A 22,592-nucleotide genomic window follows, 5' to 3' on the forward strand; every position below is an offset into this window, starting at 1 on the left:
AAAATCTAAACTTTCTGCCCCCGATGCTTCTGTCTGGATTGTTGTTTTTGACTTCGTAATGTTTGGCGATCGCTCCGTATTGAGCCTCGCTCTTGACCTTGTTCTGTCGAGGTTTTTGTAGTTTCGTTTTGATTTAAGTATTTGATCAAAGAAGAAATAGTTGGGGCTTTAAACATATCAACGATCGGTATTTTTTTACCCAATATTTCTTGCAATTTGAGTTGAGTCTTGACCATGAGCAACGAATTACCTCCCAACTCAAAAAAATTGTCATTAATTCCTATTTTTTCCAGTTGAAGTATCTGTTGCCAAACCCCTGCAATGAGTTGTTCGGAATCTGTTACTGGTTCAACGTAAGCCGCACTCTGTTGGGGAACGAGACTTTCTAGCGCAGACAAGGCGAGGCGATCGACTTTACCATTCCGTGTTAATGGTAATGCGTCTAGTAGCACATAAGCAGAAGGTATCATATATTCGGGAAGTTTCTGCTGCAAGAAATCGCGTAATTCATCATTTAATGATTCTGAGTGATGATTGTCAAATGTTGCAGGCTTTTCCTCCAACCATTGCTTAGTCCAACTTGGATCTATTCCTCCACCTACCATATTGTGAAGTAAAATTTGACTCGATTCGATCGCCAATAAATCTCGCAATTGTTCAAATTCTATAGAACCAATAGGACACAAACCGATTTCATATTTTGGCGCGGTTTCCATTAGTAATTGACTGATATAACCCGCCTCCAGCATACAAAAATCTCGCGTCACTTCTCCATACATCGGCGCGATCGCACTCAGTTGTCCGATCAAAAATAGGGAAAAAGCCGCTTCCTCAAAAATTAGCTGATTTTTTTGATATATCCTGTTGTTAATATCACTAGCAGCACTCAAAAATACCAAACGGTGATAAGTAGGATTGTAATAGTAAAATCCACTTTCTAACCCTTCCACTCGATTGGGTTTAACATACAAATATACCTGCACGGGATAGAGACCACCAGCGGAAGCATAGCGATATTTAGGTAACGGGGAACTATCCAGCGTTATTGGTAGTAGGCAGCTTAAAAACTCACCTAACTGTTTCAAAGAAATGGCTTTATCTAAAAATTGCCGATAACTCTGACGCTGCAAATAAGCCTGTTTGATAATTTCATCAAACTCAGGTTTTGGCAACTCAATACTGTGTTGAGTGGGTGGAATCTGTCTCAATCCTAGTTGTTTTAACTTAAATTCAATGCGTTCTACCGGATCGATCAATACTCCTTCAAGTTGACCTGGCTCATAAGCTTCAGACAGCTTATTTTCGGTAGAATTTTTCTGTTTGGGAACGATGTAAGCCACCAAGCGCTGCTGGTTAGACTCATTACCCACAACTGTAACTACAGAAGCTTTTACATTGGGATGTTGGGTTAAAGCCGCCTCAATTTCTCCGGTTTCAATGCGCTGTCCTCGAATTTTAATTTGAAAGTCTACTCGTCCTAAAAACTCGATGTTGCTATCTGGTAAATAGCGACCTAAATCTCCCGTGCGGTAAATCCGTTCTCCCGTGCGCGGATGAGTGATGAAATTAGTTTTAGTCTTTTCTTCATCTTGCCAGTAACCTTTTGCTAATTGTACGCCAGCACAGTACATTTGACCGGGAACCCACACCGGACAATCTTCTAAAGATTCGTTCAAAATGTAATATTTGGCGTTAGCCATCGGTTGACCGTAAGGGATACTCTTCCAGTTTGGATCGGTGTTTTCGATGAGATAACCGATGTTCCAAATTGTAGTTTCAGTCGGGCCGCCAATACTAAGGATTTGGATATTTGGCAGTAAAGATTTTAGTCGCTCTGGCAAAGAAATCGGGAGCCAATCTCCACCTAAAATTGCCAAACGCAAACTTAAAGGAATAGTTGCAGATTGCTGTTCGACATAGCTAACTAACATCTCCATCATCGCCGGAACTGAATTCCATAAAGTCACTCTTTCTCGCAACATTAAATCTACCCAATGAGAGGGATCTTTTACCGCTTCAGCATCTGGCATGACAATGCTACCGCCAGCACTTAAAAGCCCAAAAATGTCATAAACAGATAAGTCGTGATTGAGTGCGGTTACAGCTAGGATAGAGTCTTGGTAACTGACATTAAAGCGTCTATTGGTGTGGATAACCACATTTATCACGTTGCGATGAGTAATCATCACTCCTTTGGGTTTGCCAGTCGAACCAGAGGTGTAAATTACATAAGCTAAATCGCCTGGTTTTTGAACTGATTCTAACGGTTGCTTGCTTTCTTTGGCTAAGTCTTCATTATCTAAACATAGTAGTTGAATTCCTTCACGCCAAGCAAGTTTTTCTTTTAACCAAGATTGAGTTAAAACAATTTCAACTTGGCTGTTTTCGAGGAGATAAAATAAGCGTTCTTTAGGCAATCCTGGGTCAATGGGAACGTAAGCAGCACCGGCAGCTAAAATGCCCATAACTGCGACAATTTGTTCCCACCCTTTCTCCATTACTATGGCGACTAGCTTATTAGGAAGAACTCCTAATTGGCGTAGTCGATGACCGACTTGATTGGAGCGATCGAATAATTCTTGATAACTTAAGCTGCTAGTGGAAGTTACCACAGCCGTTTTTTCTGGTCGCTGTTTAACTTGAGTTGCAAACAAACTGTGGAGTAAGCTATCTGATACTTCAGCCGCAGTATTGTTGATGGCTGCACGTTGCTCTAATTGTGCGGATGGTATTAATTTTGGCGCTGTTTCTTGCCAAGTATTCTCTTCATTAGCTAAGCGTTGCAGGAGATGACAAGCTGCCTCGAACATATCATTTATCATCCCTGCGGGGAATAGCTCGTCTACGACTTGCCAAGTGTAGGTTAGAGAGCCATCCGCCTCCACAAAATAGATATTATCTATCCAGATTTGCGGAGTTTGGTAGACATTATAAACAACTTTTCCCAGAGGAATATCTCCGCTCGCATTATTACCATCCACATCTTGAGGAGTAGTCGTAAATACGATCGGCATTGCGACTCCTCCGGCTTTGCCTTGAACTTTAGCTAATTCGCGCAGGACTCGCACTCCAGTTACATAATCGTGTTCTAAATCCTGCCAAAGTTGCGACTGAATACGCTGCGATCGCGCTTCAAATGATTCATTTCCTGAGTTATCTATTTCTAGGAGAGTAAATGATACCAATTCTCCCATAATATCGTTGACTTGAGGATGCAATGGTAGGCGATTGAATCGCGGTACGTTGATAGTAAATCTCTGGCTTTTACTCCAGCGTCCTATCACTTCCGCGTAGACAGCAAGCAAGGTTCCAGCTAAGGTTAAACTGCCTTTAGCCGCTCGATTTGTTAGTCTTTGTACCACTTGAGCTTCTAATTTATATTTGAGACTAACAAATCGAGGGTTTTTGAGATTGCTAGGATTTTGTGCTAGTGGTAATTCCGGTGCTGGCGGTAACGTAGGAATACGAGATAGCCAATATTTTAAAGATTTTTCATAGATAGGTGAATTTTCGAGAGCGATCGCAGCCAAAACGTAGTCTCGGAATGAAAGTTCTAGAGGAGGTAAGTGTTGATCGCTCTTGTCGTAGAGTTCTTTTAACTCTCGGAATAAAAGCTGTAAACTCCTACCATCAAGACACCATCCATCAATGCTGAGATGAAGCCTGCTGCTATGTTCATCTAATCGAGATGCGAGGATTTCAAATTGAGGCCACTGTTCGAGAGGTAACATTTGGTGCGAGAGGCGATCGCGAATCATTTCTATTTGAAAAGCTACAGCCTCAACATCTTTTCCCCGCAGATCTAATACCTGAATTTCATAAGGTGGTACTTGCGGCAAAATTTGCTGCTGTCCATCCGGCAAAACGATCGCTCGCAGCATATCGTGACGGTTAATCAACTGCTGCCAAGCTAAATTTAATCGATCTATATTTAGATCGACGATCTCGATTTCTGTATAGCTGTGGATCGACACATTTCCCATATCAAAAGAATCAGTTCTGCCGAGCCAGTAAGCCTGCTGCATATCATTGAGCGGGAAAGGCTGATAGCGATTTTTTAGGTCTGGTGAAATTAAAGGCAATGTTTGGTCTTGAATACTGGAATATTCGCTAAATTTATTTAGAAATGTCAGGATTTCAGTTTTGCGATCGGTCAATTGTTCGCGCAAAGTAGATGTCAACATTTCTTTCGGAGCATTGCAGCGCAGGCGATCGTTATCTACCCAAAGTTTGATACCGAGTTCGCTGAGGTTGAATAAAAATTCGTCAATTGATGGTTTCATAATTCGATCTCCATTCTGTCATCTAATTCAGTATTAATAGGCGCTTGGAATTTTTTAGTAGTCAAGCGAATCTTCTCAATGTACTGGGAAATTTCAGCGATAGTGGGTGCATCAAACAGGATGCTTAATGGCAAATCCATCTTGATGGCTAGGCGCATCTGAGCAATAACTTGGGTGGCTAATAAGGAATGTCCGCCTAATTCAAAAAAGTTGTCATAGATACCCACTTGCTTAACACCTAGAAACTTTTGCCAAATGTTGGCGATGGTTTCTTCAAGCTCATTTAGGGGAGGTATATAAGCATTACTTAGTTCTGGTCGGGGGTGTATTGCTTGGGATAAATTAGCCTTTTCTCCGGTTTCTGAGAAACTTAGTATGCTATCTGAATTATGCCGAGCGATTAAGGTAGTTAAATCGCGAGTTGATACTAAAACTTGGGGCAGTTTACTCTCTAAAATTCGTCTGAAAACGTTGATACCTTCTGACGGTAACAATCCATTTTCGATAAATTTTATTGGCAAAGCTTTTGCAAAAAACTGGGGACTGGGAGAAGTTAATACGTTATTTTTTTCCACTTCTACTTCCCTTTTATCCTGCCATGATATCACAATTTTTCCAATGTGTTTGGCTGCGGTCATGTATTCAAAGGCGCGAACTATTTCTGAAATGGGAAAGACTTGATGAGGTAGGGGAGTGAAATTTTTATTGTTAAAGTGTTTCACTACTTCTCGCCAAAGTTCGCTGAAATTAGGTAGTTCAGGCTCTACTTGAATCGCAAAAAATGATAACCGTTTTTCAAAAGGTTGCAGACCTAATTGGCTATTATTAAGGATATCGCGTTGACCGATTTCTAAGAACCGTCCGTAACGTCCTAAAACCGCAAGACTTTTTGCTATAAATTCGCCTCCTAATGAGTTCAAAACTACATCTACGCCTTTGCCTTCAGTGCGTTTCATCACTTCATCAGCAAAAGTCAAAGACCTGGAATCCATTACTTGTTGAATGCCGAGCGATCGCAAAAATTCTCGTTTTTCATCATTGCCCGCCGTAGCGAAGATTTCCGCCCCTATCCACTGAGCAATTTGTACGGCAGCCATTCCCACACCGCCAGCGGCTGAATGAATCAAAATTCTTTCACCCTGACGCAATTTGCCCAATTTAATTAGAGCATAATAAGCGGTTACGAAAGCAACTGGAATTGTCGCCGCTTCTTCTAAACTGAGATGTGCTGGTTTTGACGCTACTAACTGAGCAGAAGTGGTAATAAATCGGCTAAAGCATGAAGTACCAAAAGCAATTACTTCATCTCCAATTGCCAAGCTTTCAACTCCTTCTCCCAAAGCCGTTATTTTGCCGACGCATTCAAGTCCAAACTTGAAATTAAAATCATTTGGAACGGGAACTAAACCGAGGGCAAGAAGCACTTCCTTAAAGTTAAGTCCAGTTGCGCTCACCTCAATTTCTACTTCACCTACACCGGGCTTTTGACGCGGAATAGGACGAAATGTCAGAGTATCTAATAAGCCAGGAGAGGAGATAGTTAAATAGACGTTTTGGCTTTCAGAACTGGCGGCAGTTTGGTTTAGGCGATCGCTCTCGCTCGTATCATTAAATGTTTTCATTTAAACACCTCAAAGTATATTCTTCAATCTCCATCAATATCGTACCCATTTCATCCAAAATCGTAATATTAAATTTCAGCGTTTCTTTTTGAGATTGCTTATTTTCTATCAACCTGATGTAACTATATATCCGACCGGATAAATCTCCTTGAATCTGTAATGCTTTATAAGAAAAAGGTAAGTAAGTCGCCCCTTCATCTTTTAATTGCATCATCATAAATCCTGTGGCATAGTCCAATAAAGCTGGATGCAGTTTATATGAATTCAGATCGGGTATGAATTCTTTCGGTAATTCTAGAAATGCTAATCCTTTGTTGTTTCCCATTTTTATCCATTTACAGTTGTTCCACCTGGCTCCAAACTCGATAGCTCCTTTTGGGTTTTTATCCTTTTGATTGCTAACGATTATTTCTCGATCCCTACACTCTCCTTTTATTTCTTGAATATTAAAATTTTCAGATGTTTCTAACTTGTTGTAAGCTATTTCCCCGATAGTATGTTTCTGCCATTCATCTGACGTAGACTTAGATTTGCTCATCATCACAAACTCGAAACTATCTTCTTTTTTGGTCAGAATTGTGTGAACTTCTTTTTCCTCATCCTCTTCTACGATTAAAGGAGACAGAAAATAGACTTGTCGCAATTCAACATTTCTATTATTAGCGTGAATTTCCCCAGCCACTCTCGCCATTTCCAAGTAGGCTGTTCCGGGAAGTATGGCTTTTCCTTTGAATCGGTGTTCGCTTAAAACCCAAAGATTGCCGACATTAAACTTGGAAATATATATTTCTTTTTCCGAACTGTCAACTAAAGAGTTTTCAAACAAAGGATGTTCTACTGCTCTTAATTTTTGTTGAGAAATATCGGGAGTTAGAGAGAACTGTTTCACCGCTGAAGCTGCCATTCCCACTTCTTGCCAAGCATCCCAGTTAATACAAGTGGTGAACGTGCCATTTGTAGAGTTTTTATAGTGAGAAAAAGCATCCAGAAAAGCATTAGCTCCTGCATAATCTACCTGTCCAACTCCACCTATTACCGAAGCAAGAGAAGAAAACAAAACAAAGAAATCTAACTCTACATCTTTGAGTAGAAGATCGAGCACCAAAGTACCTTTTACTTTAGGAGCTAAAATACGTTCAGCTTCCTCCCGCGTTTTGCGTTGAATTACACCGCCTCCAGGGACTCCGGCAGCGTGAATAACGCCATCAATGTGACCAAATTGTTTCTGAGCAAGAGCGATCGCAACCTGCATTTGTTCTAAGTTAGTAACATCAGCAGTAGCTACCAAAATCTTTGCGCCAGACTCTTCAAATTCGAGTAGTTTGCGAATCTTGCGGCTAATGTTATCTTGCTCATTGTGAGTAGCTAACCATTGCGATCGCTCGTTGCGATCGGGAAACGCAGAACGTCCTACTAAAACAAGTTTTGCTTTGACAGTTTTCGCCAAATTCTCTGCTAAAACAAGACCAATTCCCCCCAGTCCACCTGTAATTAAATAAACTCCTCCTTCCCTCAAAACTGGTGTTTCTTCTCGTGCTTCATTTAGTTTAACTGGTTCAAAAGTTTGTAACCAGCGATTATTACCACGATAAGCAACGATCGAATCAGAAGAGTCAGCTATTATTTCTGTGAATAATTGTTCTAGAAGTTTTTCTTGCCAACTTCCCGAAGGTGGAAGTACAACATCAATGCTGCGACAATTGATCTGTGGATATTCTTGCGCGATCGCTTTCACAGTTCCCAGCAAAGTTGCTTTTTCTGGACAGAGTAATTCATCTCCAGTTACTTCTTGTAGGTTATTAGAAATAACGACAATTTGCAACTCATCACTTAAATTTTCTTCACCCAATGCTTGTGCTAGAAATAGTAGACTATAAAATCCTTTTTCTTGAGCTTTATCTATCAGTTCCCAGTCTAATTTACTGTCTTTTGTAACAGTCCACAAATGCGCGATTGTTTTGGGAATCTTCTCTCGCTCAAAAAGTGCTTTAACTAAAGCTTTGTAATCATTGGGTTGTTGAGGATTAACAGTATAGATATCTTCCCCAAAATTGGAAAATTCTGACCCAATTTTGACGGTAATCACTTCTTGATTTTGCCGTTCCAATCGTTTCAATAATTCGAGTCCCAAACCGCATTCATCGATAAATACCAAATAGCATGACTGAACTTGTATGGTATTCGATTTAGGCGCTGAGAGCAGAGAACGTTTCCACGATGGAATATAAAACCAATCTGCAATATCGGGTTTTTGATCCAACGTTATTTGACGATTACTAGCTGATTCCTGTGGAGGATCGATCCAATAACGTTGGCGCTCAAAAGGATAAGTTGGTAGGGGGATGCGATTCCTGCGGACAGCTTCGCTAAAGCGTTTTTCATCTGCATAAAATCCCGACCAATCTACGCGCACTCCTGCTAGCCAAAGTCTACCCAGAGTATTCAGTAAAAATCCTAAATCTGACTCTTTATCCTTGGGATGAGGAAGCGAAGAAAGTACGATTCGTCCAGATGCTTGCTGTTTAGTCAGCGTAGTTAATGTACGTCCCGGCGCAACTTCGAGGAAAATGAGTTGATCGTCTTTAATCAACTCAGAAATTCCTTCTGAAAATCGCACGGTTTCCCGCAAATGTCGCGCCCAATAATTCGGATCGGTAGCTTCAGCAGTGGTAATCCAAGTACCAGTAAGGTTAGATATAAAGGGAATTTGAGGAGGATTAAGTTTTACTTTTTGAACTGCCACTATAAACGGTTTGATAATCGAATCCATCATTGCGGAATGAAACGCATGAGAGGTATGCAATTGGCGATATTCTATCCCCTTTTCTGCTAGTTTATATTCGAGTTGACTTATGGCTTCTTTCGTTCCTGAAACCACGCTCAAAGATGGACTATTACTTGCGGCTAGAGAGAGGTTTTTATTCAAAAATACTTCTATTTTTTCCGCAGATAGACTTACTGAAATCATCCCCCCGTCAGGTAACTGCTGCATCATTTTTCCGCGAGTAGCTACCAGTAATAAAGCATCTTCGAGAGAGAACACACCAGCTAGGCAAGCCGCTACATATTCGCCAATACTGTGACCGATTATCGATTGGGGTTGTACTCCCCAGGATATCAATAATTTAGCGATCGCGTATTCAATAACAAATAGTGCTGGTTGAGTAATAGCAGTTTGCTGTAATTTTTGTGTTGCTTTTTCGGTGTCTTTCTTACTTGGATAAATCAACTGGCACAAATCTAAACCTAAATGGGGTTGAAGGAATTTAAAACAGCGATCGCACTCTTCTCGAAATATTAATTCGCTTTGATAAAGTTCCCGCGCCATATTGACATATTGCGCTCCTTGTCCTGTAAACATGAAAACGATGGGGCGATCGCTTGATTCCGTAAAATTAGTAAATACTCGCTGGGGATTGTTCGATTTGAGAGTTTTTACTGCATCTTCAAGGTTATCTACTACGATCGTTCGGCGATAATTGAATCCTCGACGACCAACTTGCAGAGTATAAGCTACATCGGCAATATTAGCCTCAGAATACTGCTCTAAATAGTTAACTAAATTAGTTGTAGCTGTGTCTAATCCCGAATTAGTTTTAGCTGAAAGTATTAATAATTGTTGGGCGCGAGCAGGACTAGATACTGTTGGTGTAGGAGCTTCTTCAAGAATTAGATGAGCATTAGTTCCCCCAATCCCAAAAGAACTTACTCCAGCACGGCGAGGATTACTGTTAGCTTTCCATTCCGAAAGTTTACTGTTAACATAAAACGGACTATTCTCAAAGTCTATCTGCGGATTTGGTGTCTCGAAATTGATACTGGGAGGCAGTAATTTATGGTGGAGTGATAGAACTGTTTTGATTAAACCCGTAATTCCAGCAGCAGCATCTAAATGCCCGACATTTGTTTTGACTGAGCCAATTGCACAGTAACCTTTCTTATCAGTAGTAACTCGAAAAGCTTGTGTCAGCGCCGCGATTTCAATCGGATCGCCTAAAGGAGTTCCCGTTCCGTGAGCTTCTATATAAGAGATCGTTTCTGGCTCGACTTCCGCCATCATTTGAGCCGATCGAATTACCTTCGATTGACCCTCTTCACTGGGAGCAGTATAGCCAACTTTTAATCCACCATCATTATTAATAGCCGACCCTTTAATAACAGCATAAATGCAATCTCTATCTGCGATCGCATCATCCAACCGCTTGAGAACAACTACTCCAATGCCGTTACCGCCAATTGTACCGTTTGCTTTGGCATCAAAAGCTCTGCACTTGCCATCAGGAGAAATAATTTCTTCGGGCGATAGTGTTAGTTCGTTTTGAGGAACTTTGACAGCAACACCAGCCGCCAAAGCCATATCGCATTCGCCACTTAATAAGCTTTGACAAGCTAAATGAACTGCCACTAATGAACTAGAACAAGCTGTTCCTACACTAACACTCGGCCCTTTCAGATTCAATTTGTAGGAGACGCGAGTAGGAACGTAATCCTTATCGACTCCAACCAGAGTTTGCAAGAAACTCATTGAATCCATCAATTCTCGGTTGGGATGAAGGTTATAAAGCAAGTAAGTGCTAATTCCCGTTCCTGCATAAACGCCGATCGGTCTTTGTTCGATTTCGGAGTCATAGCCAGCGTTTTCTAACGCTTCCCAAGCACACTCTAAAAACATTTTGTGTTGGGGGTCCATCGTTTCTGCTTCTCTAGGATTAAAGCCAAAGAAAGAAGCATCGAATAATTCTATATCCTCAAGAACGGAGCCTACTTTTGTTGTGCGATCGCCTAATTTACTTGGTCTTGAATTTGGAAAGGTTGAAGTTAAATTTACTCCAGCTTTCAAATTCTCCCAAAAGTCATCAAGACTTTTACTCCCTGGAAATCTTCCAGACATACCTACAATCGCAATTTCTAATCCATTTTTTTCATAACTCATCAGCTTCTCTTTCCTCCTAAAATCTGCGTTCATCTGTCGTAAAAATTTAAAGTAAGCACTTAGGTAATATCCCTAACCATAAATAAAGGCAATGCTTATTATTCCACTCGTGAAGTGGAGTAAATAACCTTCAAAGATTCATTAGCCTGGATTTTTGAAATCTTTGCTGGAGCCGATTTTTCCCTTGTTGGATTTTCTCTTCAGCTTCAGCTTTTGACTCGTGCAATGAGGAGACTGATTTTGGGTTTAAGCGCTTTGCTAAAGCACTAATTGTTGAGTGTTTAAACAAATCAGTTAATGCAATAGATTGTACCATGTCTGGCAATAAATCTAGCAGCCTTCTGTAAATTTTTGTGAGCATTAATGAATTCCCTCCTAAATCAAAGAAATTATCGTTTATGCCTACCTTTTCTAATCCCAAAATCTCTTTGATAGCGGTGGCAATTGTTTGTTCTACTTCGCTTTTTGGGGGAACGTAAGTAACTTCTACTTTTTGGAAAATACTATCTTGAATAAGAATAGCACGGCGGTCTACTTTCCCATTAGCAGAAAGGGGTAAAGCATCAAGAAATGTAAAAGCTGATGGCATCATGTAATCGGGTAACTTCTTTTTAAGAAATTCTCTAATTTCTTCAATAGTAGGGTTTGGTTTTCGGTCGGAAACAAGGTATGCTACCAACTGCTCTTTATGCTGTTCCCCAATTGCTGCAACTACCGAAGCTTTCACATTAGGATGCTGTGTCAAAGCAGCCTCAATTTCTCCCACTTCAATGCGGTGTCCCCGAATCTTAATCTGGAAATCAACTCGTCCTAAAAATTCAATGTTGCCATCAGGATGATAACAACCTAAATCTCCTGTCCGATACAAACGTTCTCCCGTGCGCGGATGATTAATAAAACTGTCGCGAGTCTTTTCTTCATTGCGCCAGTAGCCTTTTGCCAACTGCACTCCAGCACAGTACATTTGTCCCGGAACCCACACCGGACAGTCTTCTAAAGCGTCGTTCAAAATATAATATTTCGAGTTCGCCATCGGTTGACCGTAGGGAATGCTCTTGCAATTTGGATCGACTTTTTCAATGAGATAGCCAATATTCCAAATAGTTGTTTCAGTCGGCCCGCCTATGCTCAGAATTTGGGTATTTGGTACTAGGTATTTTATGCGATTCGGCAAAGAAATCGGTAGCCAATCTCCTCCTAATATTACCAAGCGCAAGCTATTAAAAATTGCCTCATTTGCATAATCTACCAACATCTCCATCATCGCCGGAACTGAGTTCCATAATGTCACCCCTTCTCTTATCATTAAATCTACCCAATGACGGGGATCTTTCACAGCAGCAGCATTCGGCAAAACGATCGCACCGCCAGCACTCAAAAGACCGAAGATATCATAAACTGATAAATCGTGATTGAGCGCGGTCAAAGCTAAAATTCTGTCTTGCGAAGTAACATTAAAACGCTGATTTGTATGAACAACAACATTCGCCACATTGCGATGAGTAATCATCACCCCTTTGGGCAATCCTGTAGACCCAGAAGTATAGATAACATAAGCTAAATCATCGGGTGTTTGAACTGGCTCTAACGATCGCTTACTTTCTCCGGCTAAGTCTTCATTATCTACGCATATTAGTTGAATTTCCGATCGCCAAGTCAGCTTTTCTTTCAACCAAGATTGAGTTAGAACGATCTCAACTTCGCTATTTTCTAATAGATAAGATAAGCGTTCTTCAGGTAATCCGGGATCGATGGGAACGTAAGCAGCACCGGCAGCTAAAATACCCATAACTGCGACAATTTGTTCCCATCCTTTTTCCATTACTATCGCGACTAACCGATTGGGTATAACTCCTAATTGGCGCAGTCGATGACCGACTTGATTCGAGCGCTCGAATAATTCCTGATAAGTTAGAGTTCGTGTTGATGAAATCACTGCCTTTTCACTTCCTCTATCCCGGACTTGCGCGGCAAATAAACTATGTAGTAAATCGTCTGGAATCACTGCATCTGTAGCATTAATCGCATTTCTTTGTGCTAATTGCGCCGGAGGTAAAAGTTGCCGATTCGTTTCCACCCAAGCAGATTGAGAAGTAGCAAGTTGCTTGAGAAAACGGCAATATGATTCAAACATATCTGCGATCGCACCGTCCGGGAAAAGTTCTTCAACGACATCCCAATTAAATGTCAAAGTTTCTTTTTCTTCCCAAACTTGAATATCCATCCAAGCTTGGGATGCTTGACTAATTCCATATACCAATTCGCCAAAATGACTAAAGGTTAAAGTTTCCTGTCCCAGAGAACGAAAGCCAAGAGTGCTGGTAAAAACAATCGGCATCGCGCTAGGAGTTGTGCCTCTTCTGCGAGCCAATTCCCGCGTTACGCTGACTCCACTAAAATAGCGATGTTCTAAATCTTGCCACAGTTGTTTCTGAAGGCGAATTGCTCGATCTATAAACGACTCGCAAGCGGAATTATCTACTGCTAAAAGAGTGACAGAGGTAAAGTCTCCTAAAATATCATTCACTTGAGAATGCAGCGGTAGACGATTAAATAAAGCCAGATTAATTGTAAATTTTTGGCTTTTACTCCAAAGTGCGATAATTTCAGCAAAAGCGGCCAGTAATAGCCCAGAAGGAGTCACACCCGCTTGCGCCGATCGCAACTTTAACTGTTGCCAATCAGTTCGTTCCAGTCCGCTTTCATAGCGCCTGTTGCGATGCTCTTTGAGTTCTTTAGGATTTTTAGCGAGAGGTAAATCCGGTGCTAGAGATAGACTATCCAGACGACTCAACCAATACTCGTGCGATCGCCTATATAATTCTGTATCTTGCAACGCTTGTTCTGCCAAAACATAATCCCGAAATGTTATCTCTAACGGTGGCAATATCGCATCGGGATTTTGATACAGTTGAAACCATTCATCAAATAAACGAAACAAGCTCCAAGCATCAAATACTTGTAAATCATAGCTGATATGCAGCCGAATTATATCCCCATCTAACCGCGTTGCTCTAAACTCAAACAAAGGCCATTGGTCAGCAGGTAAAACTTGATGGGATAGACGATCGCGAATTGCTTCAATTTCAGAAATTACAACTTCTTTTTCGTGTTCTCTCAGATCCAAAATCTCCATTTGATATGTAGGAACTTGTTTGAGAACTTGTTGCTGACCATCGGGTAATACTATTGCCCTCAGCATATCGTGGCGATCGATTAATTTGGGCAAAGCCGCGTTCAATCTTTCCAAGTCTAAACCGTGACATTCAATTTCGTAGTAACCATGATTGGCGACAGTTCCTAAGTCTAATACCCCACTACGCCCTACCCAAAATGCGTGCTGCATATCAGTCAATGGAAAAGGTTCGTAGCGCAAGTCTGGTGCTGGGTTAATTACTGGTAAAGAAGTAGAACTAGCACTCATGCTGTTCTGGCGTAATAACAGGATAAGTTCGGCTTTATGTTCAATTAATGAGTTCCGCAACTCTGGAGTAATTGCTCCTTTCGGCGCATCAATTTCTAAGGAACTTCCATCAGTAGAAAGTTTTACGCCTTGGTTAGATAAAGTGTTTAAGAGTAAATGTAGATTCATATTTTTAGCTTGAAGTTAGTATTGCACCAATTGACGAGCGTTTTTTTGAGGTTCAAATCAAATACTTAATATTTCCCTTTCTTCCTCTGCTTTGAATTCGGTAATAAAAACCGATTCTGATGCCGTTAAGCTCGCCAAAGCTAATTGATTAAGTACGAGTTCGGCTAATTGAGTGATGTTGTTATCACCAAAGAATCTTTCTATTGGCACTCGCACTTGTAGATCCGCCTCAATTCGACTTCTGAGTTCAAAAGCCATTAAGGAATCAAGCAGTAAAGCCAGAGAATGCTGCGGACTTAGACGATCGAAAGGCAATTGTAAAGAATTAGTTAGCCATTCTATGAGATAGCTTTCCAATATTTGCTGCTGTTCTCTTGGTGCAGCAGCGAATAGTTTTTCCTTGGATAGAACAGCTTTGTTAACACCAAAAAGATTGACTGTACTCTTTTCTTCTTCTTCTCGATTAGCATTAATTGGAGGAGCAGGAGGCTTTCCTAGCGCTACATCACCCCAGCGCATTACCGTTGCCGCCGCCGTTGCCGCCGCGCCATTGGTGTAAACGAGAACTAAGTCGTTTTCGCGAATTTTACCTGCAAGAGCGGCATGGTATAAATTAGCGATCGCAAATACAGAACCGATATTCGCATACCAGGGATAAAGATCGATCGTCCGCTCCAAATCTATACCCAAAGCCCTAGCACACAGCCTCGCATACCACGCTGTCGGAGTATTGAAGGCAAAAAAGTCAATTTGTTCGAGACTCACGCCAGCCGCCGCTACAGCCCCCTCACAGCAAGTACGAACAAACTCCACACTTGTTTCCGCGAAACTGCTAGCATTCTCACCCGTCCGAGTACGCATTCCCGGCTTACCTTGCGCGTCGATTGTTAACTCGTGTAAATACGCACCACAAGTAGCAGCAGTATTAATTATTTTACTGCCTAAAACTCCTTGATTAGAGTTGAGCGAATCCACCACAAAAGCTCCAGCACCGTCTCCCATAGACCACGATAAAGTATCTTCATCATCTATAGAGTTAGATTCGATATGAGAGACAACAACTAAAACATTACGATACTCTCCCATTTGCACCAAAGCACGCGCATTTTGCAGCGCAATTAATGCACTAGAACAAGTTGATTCCAGATTCCAAGCGGGACATTGCAATTGCAATTCACCTGCTAGGTAAGAGGCATTACCGGGAACCAGTTGTTCTGGGAAAATAGAAGCAACAATCGCCAATTCCACTTCATCAGTAGAAAGTTTTGCTGCATCCAACGCATCCTTAGCAGCGCGACATTCCAGCATCAAGGACGACTCGCCTGCACCCAACACTCTTCGCTCGACATTACCCCGAAAAGGGTCTGATAAATATGGTGCGACTTCTTGCGACCAGATAGCAAGTTCGTCATCATTAGAGGTGAATTCATTAGACTGAAATAACCTCGTTCTTCTTGACGAAGTTACAGCAAACAAATGAGGGAACTTTTCCAACCAATAATCATTTGTCCGAATTAGGCTGGGAAAACTGAGTGCAAGCGATCGAATACCGACTGAAGGATTGATCATAACCATTAAAACTAGGAGTGATTTTTAGGTAAGTAGTTGCGCTAAAGTGCAGTTAAATATCCCCCTTATTTCTTAGTCCGCGCAGGCGGACTTCGTTTGTGTAGTAGCGGTTTCAACCGCCAAAGGAGCCTTCAAGACTAAATTAGTTAACATCGTATTCATCTTATTAACAGACTCCACATACTCATTTTCGGGAATAGATTCTGCCACAATTCCTGCGCCAGCATTTAAGTAAACCCAATCGCCATATTGATAAGCGGATCGAATTGCAATCGCAATATCTGCCATCCCACTACTATTAACCCAACCAATACCACCAGCATAAATTCCTCGCGGTTCTTTTTCTAGGATCTCGATCCATTGCATAGCTTTGTGTTTGTCAATTCCCGATACAGTGACACCTGGAAATAAGACTTTCAAAGCATCCCATAAAGTTTTTTCTACTTTTAGCTGACCGCCAATTCGCGATGATAGATGCTGCACGCACCTGTATTGTTTCACCTGCATGAAGTCAAAAATTCGCAGCGTTTCTGGGAGACAAACCTCAGCCATCTCACTTTGCGCCAGCCAAATCGAAAGCGCGTGTTCTTTTACTTCTTTAGCATCAGTAAATAACTCATTTTCTAATTGTAAATCTTCTGCCAAATTTTCGGATCTGGGTCTAGTTCCCGCTAAGGGATTAGTAACGACAAAACCATCAGCACTAACTTCCATTAAAATTTCAGGACTGAAGCCTACAGCACTTACTTCGCCAACGTGCAAACAATAAGATCGCGCTGAATTGTTATTTTTTGCTCCTAAAATATAAGTTCCCAGTAAATCCATCTCCCCTTTCACTTTTACGGAACGGGAAATAATCGCTTTATGTAAATCGCCGTTTTGGATGGCTTGAATCAGATCGGAAACCTGGCTTTGATACTCTTCTTTATCGGCAAAATCAACAACTGGTGGTGTCGCTACATAGTCTCTCAATTCGCTATTTATTGATAAGGCTTCCAGAACTTTTGTTGGCGACTTAATGCTTCTGATATGCACTCCTCTAGGAGCGATCAAAAGTTCTATTTCTGGAACTAAAAAATAGAGTAGAGGTTGTTCAATTGCCTTGGAGTAGGAGTAATAGAAACGCGCCATATCAAAGCCAATGTAACCATACGCAGTCCAATTCTCAATTGGCAAAGATGCTAAGGCTAATTCTACTTGCTTGAGCGGATCGACAATCGGTTCTGACTTAATCTCACCCATACAGGCGATCGAAACAGTTTCAGAACTTACCGATACTTCAGCTAAGGCATTCCCAGCAATACGTACTTCGTTCTCACTTCTGTACATCACGTAGTTAGAAAAAATCCCAGCATCTAATAGATTCTGCAACAGAATCAGAGGATCTCTATGACCCGGTACGAATAGTTCATGATAAGTTAATAAGTTGCTTGCTACCTGATACATGGGGTAAAAACCTTGGTGATGGAAGTTAACATTAATGGGTTTTCAGCAATGATTTGCGATGAATCTTTCCGGTTGGCGTGCGCGGTAATGTTTCTAAAAAATGAATTTTTTTAGGAGCCTTAAAATGGGGTAATCGAGTCCTAGCTAATTGCCGAATCTTCTCTTCTAAATCGAGAGATTTATCAAAACCTGGTTTAAGGCTAACGTAAGCAATAATCTCAGTTAATTGTTCGCCGCGATCGCATTCTGGCACTACCGCCGCATCCAGAACACCTTCATGTTGGAGCAAGATATCTTCTACTTCAAATGGCGACACCCACATCCCATTTACTTTGAAGAAATCATCTTTACGTCCCATAAACCAGAAATAACCATCCGCATCGCGCAGATATTTATCCCCCGTTCGCATCGCGTTTCCGTAAAGAGCTTGTCGCGTTTCCTGCAATCGATTCCAATACCCCAGCATGAGACTTTCTCCACTCACCTGTAGGTCGCCAATTTCTCCCGCTGGAACCGGAAAACCATTTTCATCAACAACTCGCACATCATAACCAGAAAGGGGACGACCAGAACTACCGGGACGACATTCTCCCTCTGCATTAGATAGAAAGATATGCAGCAATTCTGTTGTACCAATCCCCTCATAAATCTCAATTCCGTAAGTGTCTCGCCACTTATACCAAATAGTTTTTGGTAGTTGTTCGGCTGCTGATAAGCACAACCTTAAAGAGGAAGTATTTAGAGGCGCAATTTCATGTACTGAGAGAATGCTGGCATATATGCTAGGTATGCCAAATAAAATTGTCGGTCGGTAGCGTTCGATGTCGGCGATGATATCAAAAGCATTATTAGCATCTGATAAGATTGTCGCTGCACCCACTGCCATCGGCATATATAAACTATTCCCTAAACCGTAGGCAAAAGGCATTTTAGCTACTGAATAGGTGATGTCATCTTGATGCAAACCTAGCTTAGCTTTACCATACAGTTCTGCACAAACTACCATACTTTGGTGGTTGTGAATTACGCCTTTGGGTTTACCCGTACTACCGGAAGTGTAAAGCCAAAAAGCAGGTTCGTCGCGAGATGTTTCGGCGTAAGATAGCTGTTCGTCTGTCTGCTGAGTAAGCAGAGATAAAAATGGTTTTTCTCCGTCTGCAAGGAGAATATTTTGCAAGCAATGAGACTGGATGGGAGTCAGTTTTTCTTGCCACTCTTGGTTAGTTACCAAGATTTTGGCGCGTGAATCTTGCAGAATATAGTGGATGTCATCAATCGTACAAGCCGTATTGATCGGAACTGGTACTGCACCGAGTAAAATTGCCGCCCAAAAAGCAAATACTGATTCTGGAGTGTCTGACAAAAGAATGGCTATCCGGTTTTCTCGCGCCAATCCTAAATCAGATAATAATCTCGCTGTACGTCGGACAAAGCTGTTTAATTGGGCATAAGTATAAGTCGAATCCTGATAGTAAAACGCTACTTTCTCGCTACGTCCTTGTGCTAGGTTGCTTTCCAAGAAGTAAGCTGCAACGTTAAAGATGCTAGGTAATTTTGCGGAAATACTCATTATTTATGTTCGGCTGGCATCGCCGTTTCAATCTCATTACAGATTTGAGCTAATGTCATATCTTGGCGGGTTCCAAGTTTCAGATTAACCCCCAATCTTCGTTTCAATTCCACAGCAATTTGTACTGTTTCAACGGAGTCAAGTTGTAAATTTGCCCGGAGTAAAGTGTCTTGATGAAGGGACTCTTCGGGAATACCTAAATTAATCAGTATTGCCTTCAGTGTATCCATCGTCTTTTGACTTCTCATGGAATAAACGATCCTTTTGACTTCTCATCGAATAGATGAGAGTGCTGTTTTGATTTAATTTTCATGGCTTTTACTGGACTTAAATACCGACCAAAGAAACCGAGTTTTTACCGAATCTGCGGGATCGAACGAAGTATTTTCGTAAAAAACCCGGTTTCTAGGTTTCTAGGCCCTGACTTCAGCGAACCGATCGTTAACCACAAGAACAGCCTGTATCAGCCGCACTGACTTCGTTTGCTTTCTTGTTGATAACCTATTTCAATAAGCTAGATGAATTGTATTACCTATTCTCGATTCTTGGCAAGCCCAATTCAGGGAAAAATTGTAAAGTTTTATTAAGAGTAGGGAATTTTTACGTATTAGACCTCGACCAGATTTAGATGTTTATTCATACAGGGTAAGGGTTTGAGATTCTTTTTCGGAGATTTCTATTCAAGCTGACGGGGTGACAACCCCTCTCTCGCTGCGCTCGGCTAAGCGTCGAGGTTCCTTAATATTGAAAAGGATTGCAGCTTCTTGACGCGATTATTGATAATTATTATAGGCAGCAATCGCTAGAAATATAGGTAGGGGCTAGGGAAGAGGGAAGATGGGGGAGATGGGGAAGATGGGGGAGAGGGGGAAGATGGGGGGAGATGGGAAGATGGGAAGATGGGTTAGGGGAAGAAGGGAATAGCATCAAGGGTTTCAGGAAATCAGAACGTCCTAATCGCCTTGCGGGTTGCTATACTTATTTTCCGTTATCCAAACCCGAAAAAGTCGCGTAGGCGGAGTCAGCCGCAGGCATCGCCCGCAGAGATATTTTTGAGGCAGATAAACTCAAACCCTTGCTGCATCAAGTCTTTCAACAGTATTAATTTATGAACGCTACCATAACTGCAAACTCTTGGATTACCTACCCGAAACCTAATCCTGAAGCCAAATTGCGACTATTTTGCTTTCACTATGCGGGGGGTGGGGCTTTGAACTTCCGTGCTTTTCCAGGAAACCTACCGTCAGAGGTGGAGGTTTGTCCGGTCGAACTTCCCGGACGTGGATTTCGACTGCTGGAAACTCCCTTTACCGAGATCGAGCCTATAATTGACACTCTTGCTTTTACGATCGCCAGCCTTAACAAACCTTTCGCTTTCTTCGGTCACAGTATGGGTGCATTGGTGAGCTTTGAACTGGCGCGACGACTCCGCAAAGAGTATAACCAAAGCCCAGTTCACTTGTTTATGTCCGGTCATCGGGCTCCTCAAATTCCCGATCGCGACCCTCCCATTCATGCTCTACCAGAACCAGAATTTCTCCGAGAATTGTGCCGTTATAATGGCACTCCCAAAGCGGTGCTAGAAAACGCGGAACTGATGGAACTGCTGCTTCCTACTCTACGAGCGGATTTTGCTGTGGTTGAAACTTACGCCTACTCGCAGGAATCGCCGTTAGATTGTCCGATCGCTGCTTTTGGTGGCTTAGAAGATTGGAAAGTTGGTATTGAAGACCTAGAAGCATGGCAAAAGCAGACAAACTCTACTTTTTCGCTGGAGATGTTTCCCGGAGATCATTTTTACCTGCACTCAGCCCAAACACTTTTACTACAAAGCCTTTCACTATTACTCAATCAGATTGTTGTTCAATTGAGTCCTCACTACAACAGCCGATAATTTTACAGGTTAATCGGTTCAGCCAAGAGTTGCGAATGGGCGATCGCTTTTCTGCATCTCTCTGGGCTCATATCTCCGGCAAAAATATTTCTTTCTAGTTTATGGGCGATCGCTAGCATTGTTGAGTCCGGCAACCAAGGGAAAATCACAGCTTCTCCTGGTGTCGAAAACATGGACAGCAAGCTAGAGAGCATTTGCTCCTTGAGGCTGGATTCAGGAAAAACAATTACGGTTTTTGCCCGTTCGATCAGCCAATCATGATCCCAGTCATCACCAGTAATTGCGATCGCCAGCGCCGCTTGCGGTATCCGTTCTACAAATTTCGGTGAAGCCGTATCACCACAAAACAGTAGATGTTGCTTCTCCAACATATACCAACCGGGCTGAATGTTAATAGGAGTCTGTAGGGGCAATCCCTCTGTGGTTGCCCCTCCACTCTCCGGGGTAAGCACGGGGGCATTACCCCTACAGATTTCATCCTCCAATTCAGCAATGCCATCTAGCGCAGTCACTTCTACAACTGAGTTCTCCGCTTCTACCAAGGCCTTCGGTTTGAGCGCCACAATTTCTGGCTTTGGCGATTGGGGCTTTTCTACAGCAGGAGACTGTGACTTCTCTTCTTTGATGACTTGGCGGATTTCCTTATAGGTTACGGGTTCGCCTTCTTTTGCTCGTTGCAGAACTTCATCGCGGAGTTCTTGTGAAGTTGATGGTGCGGCTAAGAGGTAGAGGGCCGAAGTCGCAATATTAATCTGTGCAAAGTTTGCACGTTCGGGAAAGGCTTCGTAAACGTTAATGAAGTTATAAGCAGTACGCCGACTCCAGCCAAACTCAGCTTTTAACCAGGTATCGAACTGACCGTGCTTGAGGCGCGATCGCACATCCGCCAGCTTTTGACCGATTTCCCAAATATCTTGGGCCGAGCGCTGTAAACGCTCTCTAATTTCCCCAGTTCGTTGCTGGACAACAATCCGTTCTTGAGATTCTAAAATTTCATAGTCAAAACCTGTTACCAAGTTGAGCCGTTTTTGTGAGTTACCCATATTCCGATGTTTGCCTACTTAAATTCAAATGATTCTATTCCTTCTTCCCTAGCCCCTAGCCCTGAGCATCGTAGCTCTATATCGTTGGCTTGTACCCAGATTTTTAGCAATTCTAAATCTTTATTAAATATTTACAATTCTCTAGGATAGCCGAAACAAGCGGGAAATGTCCATTAGCGCAGACCTCTGGGGATACTTTTCTCTAAAAATTTCCCTACGCCTAGTTGACATATCTGCCTGTTTGTTGCCTAATAGTTAAGAACTTATTGCAAATAATTTTTATTAAATCCATGAAAATTTTTGTCTAGAGGGTAACATTTGCGGGTTCGGTTAAACCTGTATCCATCTCTTGAGAGGCTTTGAGTTCTATAACCAGGAGTAACTAAGGAGGCTGGGAGGTTGGTCTAGCCTTGACGACTAGAGCTAGTATCTTAATTTCTGTCTGTCTAACAAGCTACCTGTATTTAAAGATATAAGTTCTCAGTTATTTTCCCGGCACGACACGAACACGGCTCGGCTCAGCACGGATGCACGGATAAGAAAATCTGTGGGTTTTAGCAAACACAAGTGACAAATCTAGCAACCGCTAAGGCGATTAGAAGGTTCTGAATTCCTGAAGCCATTGATTCTATTCCCTTCT

General features: G+C 42.0%; 10 protein-coding genes. 1 reads left to right on the forward strand and 9 read right to left on the reverse strand.

What is annotated here, in order from left to right:
* Positions 1 to 5 precede the first annotated feature (5 nt).
* The 8 genes from OSCI_RS26875 to OSCI_RS26910 form a co-directional block, all read right to left on the reverse strand.
* Positions 6 to 4,283: a non-ribosomal peptide synthetase gene (locus OSCI_RS26875; RefSeq protein WP_007358393.1), complete on the reverse strand. Its 4,278-nt coding sequence runs from the start codon at positions 4,281 to 4,283 to the stop codon at positions 6 to 8.
* Positions 4,280 to 5,905, reverse strand: a complete 1,626-nt coding sequence (locus tag OSCI_RS26880) for a zinc-binding dehydrogenase (RefSeq protein WP_007358394.1) — start codon at positions 5,903 to 5,905, stop codon at positions 4,280 to 4,282. Before OSCI_RS26880 ends, OSCI_RS26875 begins: the two co-directional genes overlap by 4 nt.
* Entirely contained in the window at positions 5,892 to 10,838 is a 4,947-nt protein-coding gene (locus OSCI_RS26885; protein ID WP_007358395.1) for a type I polyketide synthase, read from the reverse strand. The genes OSCI_RS26880 and OSCI_RS26885 overlap by 14 nt, the downstream gene beginning before the upstream one ends.
* A 130-nt stretch (positions 10,839 to 10,968) precedes the next feature.
* Positions 10,969 to 14,430 carry a non-ribosomal peptide synthetase gene (locus tag OSCI_RS26890; protein ID WP_007358396.1) on the reverse strand — a complete coding sequence of 1,154 codons (3,462 nt, stop codon included), beginning with the start codon at positions 14,428 to 14,430 and terminating at the stop codon, positions 10,969 to 10,971.
* Between the two features lie 57 nt (positions 14,431 to 14,487).
* Positions 14,488 to 16,005 carry a 3-oxoacyl-[acyl-carrier-protein] synthase III C-terminal domain-containing protein gene (locus OSCI_RS26895; protein WP_007358397.1) on the reverse strand — a complete coding sequence of 506 codons (1,518 nt, stop codon included), beginning with the start codon at positions 16,003 to 16,005 and terminating at the stop codon, positions 14,488 to 14,490.
* Positions 16,006 to 16,071: 66 nt separating this feature from the next.
* Positions 16,072 to 17,445 (reverse strand): anthranilate synthase component I family protein, encoded by a 1,374-nt coding sequence (locus tag OSCI_RS26900; RefSeq protein WP_007358398.1) that lies wholly within the window; start codon positions 17,443 to 17,445, stop codon positions 16,072 to 16,074.
* 31 nt (positions 17,446 to 17,476) lie between these two features.
* A complete protein-coding gene (locus OSCI_RS26905) occupies positions 17,477 to 19,015 on the reverse strand; it encodes a benzoate-CoA ligase family protein (protein WP_007358399.1) in 1,539 nt (512 codons plus the stop codon).
* On the reverse strand, positions 19,015 to 19,263 hold the full coding sequence (locus tag OSCI_RS26910; protein WP_026103647.1) for an acyl carrier protein: 249 nt from the start codon (positions 19,261 to 19,263) through the stop codon (positions 19,015 to 19,017). Before OSCI_RS26910 ends, OSCI_RS26905 begins: the two co-directional genes overlap by 1 nt.
* A gap of 860 nt (positions 19,264 to 20,123) precedes the next feature.
* On the opposite strand from OSCI_RS26910, the gene OSCI_RS26915 reads away from it, so the two are divergent.
* Entirely contained in the window at positions 20,124 to 20,909 is a 786-nt protein-coding gene (locus tag OSCI_RS26915; protein WP_007358402.1) for a thioesterase II family protein, read from the forward strand.
* Between the two features lie 2 nt (positions 20,910 to 20,911).
* Here OSCI_RS26915 and OSCI_RS26920 read toward each other — a convergent pair whose 3' ends face one another.
* Positions 20,912 to 21,952, reverse strand: a complete 1,041-nt coding sequence (locus OSCI_RS26920) for a DUF3102 domain-containing protein (protein WP_007358403.1) — start codon at positions 21,950 to 21,952, stop codon at positions 20,912 to 20,914.
* Positions 21,953 to 22,592 lie beyond the last annotated feature (640 nt).

Origin of the sequence: Kamptonema sp. PCC 6506 (genome assembly GCF_000180455.1) — a bacterium.
GTDB classification, from domain to species: Bacteria; Cyanobacteriota; Cyanobacteriia; order Cyanobacteriales; family Microcoleaceae; genus Kamptonema; species Kamptonema formosum.

Bases quoted from the DNA above. Each gene is read 5' to 3' on its own strand.
- OSCI_RS26885 (WP_007358395.1), bottom strand. From the start codon at position 10,838: ATGAGTTATGAAAAAAATGGATTAGAAATTGCGATTGTAGGTATGTCT.
- OSCI_RS26875 (WP_007358393.1), bottom strand. From the start codon at position 4,283: ATGAAACCATCAATTGACGAATTTTTATTCAACCTCAGCGAACTCGGT.
- OSCI_RS26895 (WP_007358397.1), bottom strand. From the start codon at position 16,005: ATGGTTATGATCAATCCTTCAGTCGGTATTCGATCGCTTGCACTCAGT.
- OSCI_RS26900 (WP_007358398.1), bottom strand. From the start codon at position 17,445: ATGTATCAGGTAGCAAGCAACTTATTAACTTATCATGAACTATTCGTA.
- OSCI_RS26880 (WP_007358394.1), bottom strand. From the start codon at position 5,905: ATGAAAACATTTAATGATACGAGCGAGAGCGATCGCCTAAACCAAACT.
- OSCI_RS26915 (WP_007358402.1), top strand. From the start codon at position 20,124: ATGAACGCTACCATAACTGCAAACTCTTGGATTACCTACCCGAAACCT.
- OSCI_RS26905 (WP_007358399.1), bottom strand. From the start codon at position 19,015: ATGAGTATTTCCGCAAAATTACCTAGCATCTTTAACGTTGCAGCTTAC.
- OSCI_RS26920 (WP_007358403.1), bottom strand. From the start codon at position 21,952: ATGGGTAACTCACAAAAACGGCTCAACTTGGTAACAGGTTTTGACTAT.
- OSCI_RS26890 (WP_007358396.1), bottom strand. From the start codon at position 14,430: ATGAATCTACATTTACTCTTAAACACTTTATCTAACCAAGGCGTAAAA.
- OSCI_RS26910 (WP_026103647.1), bottom strand. From the start codon at position 19,263: ATGAGAAGTCAAAAGACGATGGATACACTGAAGGCAATACTGATTAAT.